This is a genomic window from Proteus cibi (assembly GCF_003144405.1).
Taxonomy (GTDB): Bacteria; Pseudomonadota; Gammaproteobacteria; order Enterobacterales; family Enterobacteriaceae; genus Proteus; species Proteus cibi.
In genome coordinates, this window is sequence record NZ_PENW01000008.1 from 162,789 (window position 1) to 175,399 (window position 12,611).

Consider the following 12,611-nt stretch of genomic DNA (forward strand, 5'->3'; position numbering starts at 1 on the left):
TGTGATTAAAAAAGAATGGGTATTTCTTCATTGTACCCTATTTTTCTGTGACCATATTTATGACCATCCATCGCTAAAATTGATCTACCTACAGCCTAAAATATTTTATTTGTTCATAATAGTATTGAAAGATAATAGAGCGAGAAACAAGCTATGCTGATAAGCTTTATATTAGCAATGGCTCGTTTTTGATTAAAACTAAGGCATAGTATGGATAATGAGATAATGGCGGAGTGCACCGCCATTTCACAAGATAAACAGCGTGAAATTACCAAGTTATGTATTCAAACTGCGTTGTTGCTATTGCAACATGGTGCAGAAAGTATGTTGGTTGAGCAGCTTTCAACCCGTCTAGGTTTAGCTTTAGGTGTACATCAAGTCGAAAGCGCAATTTCTGCTAATGCGGTTGTATTAACTACGATTGTTAATGGGCATTGCCAAACATCAACACGGAAGATAGTTGACCGTGGCATTAATATGCATGTTGTGACAGAAGTTCAGCATATTGTTATTTTGGTTGAACACCATCTTGCAGATATTCATGAAGCCAGAAAACGCTTTGAGCATATAAAACCATTACGTTATCCGCGTTGGGTGATTATTTTTATGGTTGCCTTATCTTGTGGTTGTTTCTCTAAATTAAATGGAGGTAATTGGGATGGCTTTTTAGTTTCTGCCATTGGTGGTGGTCTAGGTATGTTTGTACGCCAAGCATTAACGCATCGCCAAATTAATCCATTAATTAATTTCTGTATTACGGCATTTGTAGCGACTTCAATTTCGGGCCTATTATTAAAGCTCTCTTACTTTCAAACTACGGCGACTATTTCAATGGCTGCCAGCGTCTTATTGCTGGTTCCCGGATTTCCTTTAATTAATGCTGTTGCTGATATGTTTAAAGGACACGTTAATACTGGTTTAGCGCGTTGGGCAATGGCAACAATGTTAACATTGGCAACCTGTTTAGGTGTTATTTTAGCCATGGCAGTATGGGGGTTAAGAGATTGGGCATAATAACGATAATGCTTACCCTGATTGAAGATATGATTTTAGCCGCTATTCCTGCTGTGGGTTTTGCGATGGTATTTAATGTCCCTTTAAGGGCATTAAAATATTGCGCTCTATTAGGAGCAATAGGTCATGGCTCTCGTACTGTTTTAATGATGAGTGGTATGAACATTGAATGGGCAAGTTTTTGCGCCGCTATTTTAGTGGGATGCATTGGTATTCAATGGTCACGCTGGTGGCTTGCACACCCTAAAGTCTTTACTGTTGCAGCGGTTATTCCTATGTTTCCCGGAATAAATGCATATATAGCGATGATCTCAGTGGTGAAGTTAACGCAGATTGGTTATAGCGCGGAAATTTTTGAAGCTTTAGTTACTAATTTCCTTAAAGCTTCATTTATTGTCGGTGCGCTCTCTATCGGGCTATCCTTGCCAGGGTTATGGTTATATCGCAAGCGTCCGAGTGTATAATGACTTACATCGCGTGTTGTAGAGAGTTTAATGTAATATCCAGTTCATTTTTATCGGAAATAATAATTTGAATTCGTAATTTATTCTCAGATTCTAAACTAGCATGCGCTTTAACATCTTCGTTATTCGCATGCTTTTTTGTTATCTCAACTAATTCATCCATCAAATTCAGCATATTCTCATTCATTTTTAAATTTCTCCAAATCATTGATGGACTAAACCATAGCAAATCCCTTTTGCGTTAATGTCGAGAATAACGGCTTTTTCTATCACCATTCACGCTTATTGTTTTATTTTTTATACAAAAAATAGCAAGAAAGATTGCCCAAAATAAATTAAAAAAAGGTAAGATTAGGCTAAATAAAAATAAGATTATCAGTTGATTATTAAAGATAATCCTTATTAGGTTTAATAAGATAAAAAGTAAGGCAGATACCACTTTGAGAAAAATATTACACTATACCGCGGTTGTGTTGAGTTTGTTTTTTATTACGCTAAATGTTCAAGCTCAGGCCCCTGAAAATTTTACAAAAGCGAAAGAGATAGCAAAAGAACGTATTTATTATGATCAAAATCAAAAATCACAAGGAACGATTTATTGTGGTTGTGATTGGGAATGGGTGGGTAAATCAGGAGGGCGTGTTGATTTAGCCAGTTGTGGTTATCAAGTAAGGACACAACAAACAAGAGCTGAGCGTATTGAGTGGGAACATATTGTTCCAGCATGGGTATTTGGGCACCAGCGTCAATGTTGGCAGAATGGGGGAAGAACTAACTGTGTAAAAAATGATCCTGTATTTGGTAAGATTGAAGCCGATTTACACAATTTAGCCCCATCTATTGGTGAAGTTAATGGTGATCGTAGTAACTTTAGTTTTGGACAATTACCAGCACAAGCACCTTATCAATATGGACAATGCCGTAGCCGTGTTGATTTTGCTTCACGTACTTTTGAACCTCGTAATGAAGTTAAAGGACAAGTAGCGAGGGTTTATTTCTATTTACATGATCGCTATAACCTCTCTATGTCACGTCAGCAACAACAGTTATTAATGGCTTGGGATAATGCTTATCCACCAACAGCATGGGAAAAAGAGCGTGATAACCGTATTGCTCGTATTGTTGGATATCACAATCCCTTTGTGACAGGTGAAATGAAATGGCAACTAGGGCATAAAAATAGTGGCATCGGATTATCTGCATCAAATAGTACACTTGTCACTAAAACTGAAACTCCTAAGCAAGTAAATACATCACAATCTGAAGATATTAAAGGTAATGTAAATAGCAAGATTTACCATTTTGCGCATTGCTCAGGTTATAAAACAATGTCAGATAAAAATGCGGTTTTGTTTAAAACAGAGAGCGATGCCATTAAGGCTGGTTACCGTTTAGCTAATAACTGTAAACAACCTTAATCACAATGAGTTAGGTTACATCCAACGACGAACGTGGCGACAATATTGTTGCCACGCTTGCGGAAATAATTCACTTAAGATTTTCTCTTCACGTACTATCGTATAGCGATCAGTAATAAAGTAAAACGCAACTGCAGCGCCCAAAAATCCCCAATTACCAAAAATAAAAAACAGCCCAATACTGATATCTAAAAAACCAAGATACATAGGGTTACGACTTATTTTATAAGGGCCACTTGTCACTAATTGTCGAGGTGTATGATTGGGATTAGGAGACGTTTTTAATTTAATAAAAAATGAGAGACAATAAAAAAGCCAGATCCCAGAAGTGGTAATGGTGAGCAAACCAAGGTAAAAAAAGAAGCCCATTTTGAGAGAGCCAGAGTGGAGTTCAAAACCAATAAATGGAATTAGGTTAAGTAGTAACCAATAAATAAAAGGTAATCGCAAGAAATTCATTTACTCCCCCCCAAATAACACTTAGTGTTACTTTTATGTTAAGTCCGTCTCGTTATAAATCATCTCATTATTGAAAATATTTTTCTTTTGTCATTATACTGTCATAAAGCTTCGTTAATTTTCACTCTAACTCCATGATGGGGAATATGAATGACAGAAGCAATGGAAATATCTCGTTACTCACAGAAAACCGGCAACAACCGTTCATTGATGTTTAATGTTCAGGATTGTGACCGGTTTTTTTGTTTTCTGCGACTCAACAGAGTCTGAAGGGGACTCATCGGTAAGTGAATGGAATACAAACAGAGATGTCGATGACTTTTTGAAGACTAACAAGGGTAAATACCATTATGAGTAGACAAAAAGCAGCAACACGTTTACGCCGAGAAAATAAACGCACTTCACGTAAAGAACAACGTAATGGGGTACATCGAGATAATGTTATGGTTTTACCAGGATTTGGGGATATCAATACTATTGGTATGGCGAGAGAGACGCGTGATGAGCGTATGTTATCGCCTCGCAACGAAGCACAACGGCAATATATAAATGCAATTAAACATCAGGATCTTATTTTTGCCACAGGGGAAGCGGGGTGTGGTAAAACCTTTCTCAGCACTGCAATGGCAGCCGATGCCTTAATTAATAAAGAAATAGAACGTATCATTGTTACTCGCCCCGTGTTGCAGGCTGATGAAGATCTCGGTTTCTTACCCGGTGATATTGCTGAAAAGTTTGCACCCTATTTTCGTCCGGTCTACGACGTATTAGTTAAACGTTTAGGGGCTTCATTCTTACAATATTGTTTACGTCCTGAAATCGGTAAAGTCGAAATTGCGCCTTTCGCTTATATGCGAGGGCGCACTTTTGAGAATGCATTTGTTATTTTAGACGAAGCGCAGAATGTGACTGTAAATCAAATGAAGTTATTTCTAACCAGAATGGGTGAAAATGTCACTGTTGTGGTCAATGGAGATATTACACAGTGTGATTTACCCGCAAATGTACCGTCTGGATTAGCGGATGGACTTAGCCGATTTGAGGCTAATAAACGAGTGGGCGTGATTAAATTTATGCAAGAAGATTGTGTACGCTCTACATTATGTCAGCATGTATTAGCGGCTTATAATGATTAAATAGAACATAGATGTTTTTTTATAGAATGATAAAGGCCACATAGTAATGTGGTCTTTATCATTTTTTTAGAGTTAAGCTATTTTTTGAATTTATTTTTATTCTATTTAACTTTTTTGTTAATTAAAGAATAATTAATTCAAATAAATAATTCCAATAATCTTTTTACGAATTTCTTTTTTTGATTTTTTATTAATAAGCTAATTGTTATTGTTCTTATGTTTATAATATTTTAAATGAATGATATTGTTAAAATATTAATACGTTTATATATTAACTAAATATAAGTATTAATTTAATTTGACTTAAGTCACAAATTTAAAAAAGCCAATAAATTCATTTATTGTTTTTTTAAATTATGGCTAATATCAAATTGACTAGGGTCTCCTTTCATCACCTTTAGTTAATGATGGCAATAATAGAAGCTTATTTTTGCTAATTAAATATTTGTCTATTCTTGGGGTTATATATGCTTAAAAATAAACTCCCACTGTCATTATTATCAGTGGCTATATTGTCGACGTCGGCATTTGCCGCAACCAACAGTGCTGGTGGAATAATCTCTTTCTCTGGTGCTATTAGTGATACCACTTGTACAATTAATGGAGGAAATAGCGCAGACTTTTCTATTTTATTAGATCCTATTACTGTAACGGATGCTGGAACAACGGCAAATACTGTTATTGCCAAAAACCAAAAAGAGTTTGCTTTGACATTCTCTGATTGTGCGCCTGCATCTACGCCAAGTGGAAGTAATTTAAAGATACATTTTTCATCTGCAAATACCATTTCCACAAGTGGATTATATTTAGTCAACGATACTGCTAATGAAAATGATCCATTAGTGGCAAAAAATGTTGGCTTTAGTTTATCAACACAGGCGGCACCAACAGTTGCTATACCACTGAACGCAACCTTTGATACAGGTATTAAAGGCGATAAAACAGCGCCAGATTCAGATACTTTGCGTTTAATTGCCAGTTACTATAAAACAAATGCGACAGCCGCTAAAACGGGGCCAGTACACTCTAACGTTATCTATACTGTTTCTTATTTATAATATAAAAAAGCCAGACTCAATGTTGGGTCTGGTTTTTTAGGATGTTTATAATGAAAAAGTTAATCGTTTTTTTAATAACATTGATATTACCAACGAGTGTATTTGCTAATATTATTATTAATGGTACTCGTGTTATTTATCATGAAGGAACTGATAGTGTTAATATTCAATTAACTAATAATGGTGATTTAGCTTCATTGGTACAAAGTTGGATAGATGATGGTGATATAAACTCAACACCTGAAGATGCAAAATCTCCTTTTTATTTATATCCGCCAATTGTAAAAATTGCAGGTAGGCAAGGTCAAACATTAAGAATAAAAAATTCCGATAAAACATCACCGGAAAATGTTGAGCAAGTCTATTATTTAAATATTTTAGATATTCCAGAAAATTCGGAAGCGCTAAAAGGGAAAAGCTATCTTCAATTAGCAATGAAAACAAGAATTAAAGTTTTCTATCGACCTAAAGGACTTACTGATAACCCAGATCTTATTAATGAAAAAATAACTTATCAATTAAATGGTAATAAAGTTCTAGTGAAAAATAACTCACAATATCATTTCACAATAGCCTCTATTTCTACACAAGAGACACCTCGTATTACGCTTGTCGATTCTGAAATGATCCCACCGTTATCTTCACGTGAGTTACCTTTAATTAATACATTAAAAAGCGATTCTGCTGTTGTTATTTATGTTGATGATTTTGGTGTTTATAAATCACAGAATATTAAACTCTAGCCGAGACAACATCGTGAATAATCCAAGATATCTCTCAATCCTTATTTTTTTAGGAATACAAAATTATACTCAAAATCTGTATGCAGAGGGATTTGATACATCTTTATTAGTAGGAAAATCAAAGAATGGTGATATTTCACGATTTTATATTGATGATAAAGTACCTGAAGGAAAGCAACTTGTTGATGTATATGTTAATCAAGCATGGAAAGGGCAATTTGAAGTCAATGTGCTAGGGAATAATGCAGGGATCAGTTTTGAGTCGGATGATGTAAATAAGTTAGGTTTAAATTTATCTTTGTCGGCAAAGCAAAAAATAGCACAGCAAAAAGCAATTTTATCTAATGAATTGGCGACAGGTGTTGCTTCAACATTAGATATTAATAGATTAAGACTGGATATCACCGCACCTCAGATTTCTGTTAAACAATCAGAAGTGGGATATGTTGATCCGAGTTATTGGCAACAAGGTAATTCAGCGCTGATTTTAGCTTATAATTTAAATTACTATAACTACAAAGAGAAGAAAGGGAATAAGAGTAATAACGAGAGTTTTTTTGCCAATATTAATTCAGGAATTAACTTAGGTGCATGGCAGTTTAGAGATGAATCTAACTACTCTTATTATTCTCATGGCAAAAGTCAATGGAAAAACAATACGCGCTATGCTTATAAAGCATTAAGTCAGATAATTTCGGGATTAACAATTGGCGACTTTTATACGCCCGCCACACTCTTTACTAGCATTTCATTTAGAGGTGCATCGTTAGCAACAGAAATGGGAATGTTACCTAATTCAAGCCAAGGATTTGCTCCAATTATTCGAGGTGTTGCACAAACAAATGCATTAGTCAGTGTTTATCAAAATGAAAACTTAGTTTTTCAAGAAAATGTGCCACCTGGTGAATTTTCTTTTCGTGATATTCAGCCAACGGCTGGTGGTGGTGATTTATTAGTGGTTGTTCAAGAAGCAGATGGTAGAAGAGAGTCATTTACGGTGCCATTTTCAGCCGTTCCCGATATGCTCAAAGAGGGTGTATATCGCTATAACGTGATATTGGGAGAGTCACGTATTAATAACACTGATTATCGACCTAAATTTGCACAAGGTGAATTTCATTATGGTTTGAATAACCTTGTTACGCTTTATGCGGGGGGAATTGCCAGTGAAGATTATTATTCGGCATTGATTGGTAGTGGTTGGAATTTCAAGTTTGGGGCGATTTCTGCAGATATAACTCATGCAAGTGCAGATCTACAAACAGGCAAAAAAACAGGGCAAAGTTTTCGTCTCGCATATAGCAAATATATGGATGCCACACTAACGAACTTAACACTGGCGGCTTATCGTTATTCTACCCGTGATTATTATAGCTTTGTGGACTCAATTTACGCTCATGATAATTATCAAGCTTGGAAAGATTATCAAAATGATCTGGCTAAACAGCAAGGAAATAATAATGCTGTATCTGATTTAGATCTCACTGCATTTGATGCACTACGCGGTTCTAGAGCAAAAAATACGTTTACTGTAAACCTTAATCAATATTTAGGCGGACAGCGAGGCGTTATTTTTCTTTCAGGAACGCATCGAAATTATTGGAATACTGAAGAGAGTAATCGAGAGTATCAACTAGGCTATTCAAATAACTATAAAGATATTGCTTATAATCTTTCAGTATCGAAATTAAGAAATTACGATAATAAAGAAGAAACTCGTTATTATTTAAACGTCAGTGTGCCCATTTCATTTTTTGATAAAAGAGCAAATATTAATACTTCCGTCTATGCCACGGATTCACGCTATCAGCAATCTACATTGAGTATGAGTGGAACAGCAGGTAAAGATGACCTGATTAATTATACTCTAACGGGGTCGAATCAAACGGGCGGGAATAATTTAGTCGGCGCTAATGTGAGCTATCGCCATCCTTATAGCACTTTATCTGCATCTTATACTGAAGCAAATAATTATCGTCAAGGTGGATTGGGAACTCGAGGAACGATAGTTGCTATTCCTAGTCATATTGCGTTTTCTGGGGATACGGGAAAAACGTATACCATTATTGAAGCGCCTATGGCGAATAATATGATGGTCAACGGGAATAAAGCGACATTAACCAATAATCAAGGTGTTGTTTTAGTCGCGAATACAATCCCTTATCGAACGAATACTTATATATTAACAAATACAGAATATCCATCGAATGCAGAAGTTTTAGGAAATATAACGCATGTTACGCCTTATTTAGGTGCGGTTAATCACCTCACATTAACGACAGATCAGCGTAAAACGTTCATTATCAGAGCTTCTTTAGAAAATAATGAAAGCTTACCTTTTGGTACTGAAATTTTAAATAATAAGAAACAGAGTATCGGTTATGTTGGTCAATCGAGTGTGCTTTATTTAAAAAGTGATGCGTTACCTTCTTCTGTCTCGATTAAATTAAATGAAACAGGAAAAACAGAGTGTGTGATTAATCATTTAGTTAATACGATGGATAAAAATAGTAATATTTGTCGATAAAGGAAAGCGCTATGAAATCATCAGCTTTTATATTTTTAATGTTATTAGGTGCGATAAGCCAACAGGCAATCGCTAACTGTAAACCTGAGAACACGATTACAGCACCCAATATTAACTTTGACTTATCTGCAGATTTAAATGCAACTTCAACAACTGTGACAAAATCGAGTAGAACAACATTTCCAGGTACCTTTAAATGTAATGCAAGAGGAATATTATTTCCTAATACTGTGGGTATTGCCTCACCTTTTAATGATGGTCGAACAGGAACAATTGGTTTTAATGGTGGGAAGCAGTTTGTCTCTATTACATTAACAGCATTAGAAAAAGATAATGTAACGAATATTCCCGCGGGAATACATCCTGCATCAGATTTAGATACTAATTTCACCTTAAAATTTACGTTATTGAGCAGTAAGCCCTCAACCAATTATACCGAAGTGAGTGGAAGTTCAGTCGTTGTGAATCCAGTTGTTTTAGCGTCAGATGCATCGAGTGTTGGGTTAGTTCAGTGGTTACTTAATATTGTTATTAAACTTGTGCAATTCTTATTAACGTGGCAATGGCCCGTTGATCAAAATGATATTTTCTTACAACCCATGCTAATTACCTATAATCCTGTGATGACAACCTGTAATTTTTCTAATGCGGGTTTAGTTGTTTCACTGCCCTCTGTTAGTGTAAACGATGCAAAAACGGCAGATAAAGCAGGATACACGCCTTTTACATTAAATTTTACGTGCCAAGATTTTTTAAGTGGTTCAAAAGCATCTAGAAATATTAAGATGTTTTTATCAAGCCAAAATCTATTGGCAACGGATAAAACCGTATTAACTAACACAACGACACAAGGTGCGAATGGTGTTGGATTTCGTCTAGTAAAAAGTGATAACACGGCAAGCCCGCTTATTTTATCTGACAATATTAATACACAAGGTAGTGCGACCAGTATTTTCAGTGTTAATCAAGGTGGCTCCATATCCTCTGCATTCGCGATAAATATGGGCGCATATTATTATCCTTATAATATTAATTCAGTGACGCAAGGAAAAATAACAAGTTCGGCAACACTTGTGATGTCTTACGATTAATAAGCCATAAAAAATGGAAGCGAAAATGAAAGGTGTTTTAATGCTATTGTTCATGTTGATAACACATGTTACTTATGCAAGTGTAGTACTTGAACGCACTCGTTTAATATTCCCTACCGATAACTCAATAATATTGTTACAAGTTTTTAATCGAAGTGAACAGTCAACATTAATACAAAGTTGGGTGGATGAAGGGAATATTGCGTCCACACCCGAAACGACAACGGCACCTTTTATTGTTATTCCACCTATGGTGAAAATTACTGCAAATGGTGGATTACAACTAAAAATACAGCAATTAGAAAACAGGTTACCTAAAGATAGAGAATCAGTTTTTTATTTAAATGTATTAGATATCGCACCTAAACCAGAAAATAAAGAAAACCTCAGTACGTTGCAATTAGCACTGCAAACTCGGATTAAACTTTTTTATCGTCCAGCACAACTTAAGTTAACCACTGAGGATGTTTTTAAACAAATCGAGATAACACATAATGGAGAATATTTAGAAATACATAATCCTACAGCTTATTATTTTACAATTTCGAAGATTTATTTTGATGATAAAGAAGATCTGTTAACAAATGCCATGATGGTTGCTCCTTTTACAAAACAACACATTCAATTTCAAAAGCAAGCCGATATGAACTCAATAATTACGGTTATCTATATAGATGATGATGGAAATTATCAGCAAGAGAAAAAGAATATACATTAACTATATTTGTATAATAAAAAGGCTACATATTATTGAGGGAGTTAATATGTAGCCTGTGCAGCCAACGCTGAGTTTTTAAATTATCACTTAGCTTACGTCTTCGTTATCCATAACATGGTGACGTTCAGCATGATAACCTTCTTCGTCATAACCAAAACGCCAATAAGGAATCGCATAAATCAAGCTACGATCGTAACCGTTATCACGGCGAATGTGACGTCTTAATGCACGAATGATCTTGTCTTCACCTGCAATCCAAAAAGCCACATCTTCAGCCGGTAATTCCCATGACATAAATTCATTAATTAAGTTTTGAGTTTGTTCTTCAACAGAACCCATTAACCAAATTATCTCTAAGCCACTCGGATGTTTAATTTCTTGGCGGTGCGTTTCATCTTCTACGCGTATAACGACTTTTCCTTGAACATTAGGCGACATGGTTTCAATTAAAGCCATTAAAGCCGGTAATGAACTTGGGTCGGCAGCCATATAGTAATGTGACGCGGGGGCTAATAAAGGATCGGGGCCACCCGGATTAGTGATGCCAATATAGTCGCCTTGCTTAGCATTTAGCGCAAAATGAATAGCAGGACCTGCATCGTCATGTATCGCAAATTCAATATCTAACTCTTTTTGTTCAGGACGAATAGCACGAACACTATAAGTACGTACAATCGATCTTGGTTCACCTTCAGGCCATTTAGGACCTTTTTCAGAAAAGCCCGGTACGGTTGGTTTAACTTGGCCTTGTAAAGGTAAGAATATTTTTAAATGTGCCCCCGCAGTATTCGCTGGGTAATTATCTAGATCATCACTGGTAAAGGTGATACAACGCATTCCTGATGTAACATCAGTAATACGTTTTACTTGAACTAGGCGAGGAGGAGCGGGTTTATAAATATTTTTTTCTGGGGTACTCACGTTTTTTACCTGACTCATTTAATTGTTTTATCTACGTAGATATTATCATTTTCAATTAATAATGATAGTCATTATCAGCTTTGGCGTTGATTTAGTAAAGGAATGTGTATTTTTTACTTATATAGTGTGATCAGGGTCGAATTAATAATAAAAAACTTAAGAATCAATACGATAAGTGTAAAAAAGAAGGGTTTTAGAGGGGCGGGATCAAGGTGGGAAAATCAATTAATACAGTGAGTAAACTTAATGTAGGTGCACTCACTGTATTGTCAGAGTCATTCAGCAATAGATTAAGCTTTAGGATCTGGGCCGAATCTGTTGTCACCTTTAGTACCTTCAAGGCACATAAAGACAAAAACAATCAATCCACCAACAGCAGGAATAAATGCAAGTAAGAACATCCAACCTGATTTATCTTGATCGTGGAAACGACGAATAGTCACTGCAAGGCTAGGCACGATAATCGCTAAAGAATAAATACCAATAATAATCCCTGCAATTGAACCTAGTGTACTCATTTCACCGGTATACATATCTACTGATGAAATTAAAATAGCATATAGAACAGTAATAATAATGGTATTTACTAGAGTAAACATCCAATATTCTTTTCGGCGAGCACGACCTGAAAAGTTAGCGTAATTATTTTTAATGACTTCCAAATACCAATTCATAACTTCATCCTTAATTTAGTAGCAACAATACGTAAGCCTAGTTTAAGTGATCTTTCTTAGCAATTAAGATAAATCTAAATTAGCAAAATATCTATTTTTAATAGACACCATCCATTATCCACCCTTTTTTTAATAGGGATGGATTGAATTCTCGAATTAATCAGATGGGCACATCTAAATGACACATTTAGCGTGTCTTTATAGAGAATAATACAGATATAAACCCTCTAGGCGGCGATATCATAATTACTTTGGAAACTTAATTCAACATTCATTCCGTCTTATTTTCTAGAGAAGATGACTTTAGATAGGATTGTTTATATCTTTATTTATCGTAATAAATACATAAAAAAGATTTTATCTCTTAATGTTAATCAAAAATGATGTG

13 protein-coding genes are annotated in these 12,611 nt (G+C 35.3%); 9 read left to right on the plus strand and 4 right to left on the minus strand.

Annotated features, from left to right (window positions below; genetic code table 11):
• Nucleotides 1–210 precede the first annotated feature (210 nt).
• Both DK865_RS03405 and DK865_RS03410 read left to right on the plus strand, forming a co-directional pair.
• Entirely contained in the window at nt 211–1,014 is an 804-nt protein-coding gene (locus DK865_RS03405) for a threonine/serine exporter family protein (RefSeq protein WP_023582010.1), read from the plus strand.
• The gene (locus tag DK865_RS03410) at nt 1,005–1,478 is read left to right on the plus strand and encodes a threonine/serine exporter (protein ID WP_036912879.1); all 474 of its coding nucleotides are present in this window, start codon (nt 1,005–1,007) and stop codon (nt 1,476–1,478) included. The genes DK865_RS03405 and DK865_RS03410 overlap by 10 nt, the downstream gene beginning before the upstream one ends.
• Nucleotides 1,479–1,482: 4 nt before the next feature.
• Here DK865_RS03410 and DK865_RS03415 read toward each other — a convergent pair whose 3' ends face one another.
• Nucleotides 1,483–1,686 (minus strand): hypothetical protein, encoded by a 204-nt coding sequence (locus DK865_RS03415; protein WP_023582012.1) that lies wholly within the window; start codon nt 1,684–1,686, stop codon nt 1,483–1,485.
• A gap of 232 nt (nt 1,687–1,918) precedes the next feature.
• Here DK865_RS03415 and DK865_RS03420 point away from each other — a divergent pair, with 232 nt between their 5' ends.
• Nucleotides 1,919–2,896 carry an endonuclease gene (locus DK865_RS03420; RefSeq protein WP_109391196.1) on the plus strand — a complete coding sequence of 326 codons (978 nt, stop codon included), beginning with the start codon at nt 1,919–1,921 and terminating at the stop codon, nt 2,894–2,896.
• A gap of 15 nt (nt 2,897–2,911) precedes the next feature.
• On the opposite strand, the gene DK865_RS03425 is transcribed toward DK865_RS03420, so the two are convergent.
• Entirely contained in the window at nt 2,912–3,355 is a 444-nt protein-coding gene (locus DK865_RS03425; protein WP_023582013.1) for a methyltransferase family protein, read from the minus strand.
• Between the two features lie 350 nt (nt 3,356–3,705).
• Here DK865_RS03425 and phoH point away from each other — a divergent pair, with 350 nt between their 5' ends.
• From phoH to DK865_RS03455, 6 genes are all read left to right on the plus strand, one after another.
• On the plus strand, nt 3,706–4,491 hold the full coding sequence (gene phoH, locus DK865_RS03430; protein WP_109391197.1) for a phosphate starvation-inducible protein PhoH: 786 nt from the start codon (nt 3,706–3,708) through the stop codon (nt 4,489–4,491).
• Between the two features lie 467 nt (nt 4,492–4,958).
• Nucleotides 4,959–5,549, plus strand: a complete 591-nt coding sequence (locus DK865_RS03435; protein WP_109391198.1) for a fimbrial protein — start codon at nt 4,959–4,961, stop codon at nt 5,547–5,549.
• 50 nt (nt 5,550–5,599) lie between these two features.
• Nucleotides 5,600–6,292, plus strand: coding sequence for a fimbrial biogenesis chaperone (locus tag DK865_RS03440; RefSeq protein ID WP_109391199.1), 693 nt, complete (start codon nt 5,600–5,602; stop codon nt 6,290–6,292).
• A 13-nt stretch (nt 6,293–6,305) separates the two neighbouring features.
• On the plus strand, nt 6,306–8,819 hold the full coding sequence (locus tag DK865_RS03445) for a fimbria/pilus outer membrane usher protein (RefSeq protein WP_228407722.1): 2,514 nt from the start codon (nt 6,306–6,308) through the stop codon (nt 8,817–8,819).
• 11 nt (nt 8,820–8,830) lie between these two features.
• Complete coding sequence (locus DK865_RS03450) at nt 8,831–9,910, plus strand: fimbrial protein (protein ID WP_109391201.1); 1,080 nt, start codon at nt 8,831–8,833, stop codon at nt 9,908–9,910.
• Between the two features lie 25 nt (nt 9,911–9,935).
• Nucleotides 9,936–10,628, plus strand: coding sequence for a fimbrial biogenesis chaperone (locus DK865_RS03455; RefSeq protein ID WP_036912898.1), 693 nt, complete (start codon nt 9,936–9,938; stop codon nt 10,626–10,628).
• A gap of 87 nt (nt 10,629–10,715) precedes the next feature.
• On the opposite strand, the gene DK865_RS03460 is transcribed toward DK865_RS03455, so the two are convergent.
• Together DK865_RS03460 and DK865_RS03465 are read right to left on the minus strand one after the other, a co-directional pair.
• Nucleotides 10,716–11,567 (minus strand): siderophore-interacting protein, encoded by an 852-nt coding sequence (locus DK865_RS03460; RefSeq protein ID WP_023582019.1) that lies wholly within the window; start codon nt 11,565–11,567, stop codon nt 10,716–10,718.
• Between the two features lie 272 nt (nt 11,568–11,839).
• Nucleotides 11,840–12,223 (minus strand): DUF805 domain-containing protein, encoded by a 384-nt coding sequence (locus DK865_RS03465; RefSeq protein WP_023582020.1) that lies wholly within the window; start codon nt 12,221–12,223, stop codon nt 11,840–11,842.
• Nucleotides 12,224–12,611 lie beyond the last annotated feature (388 nt).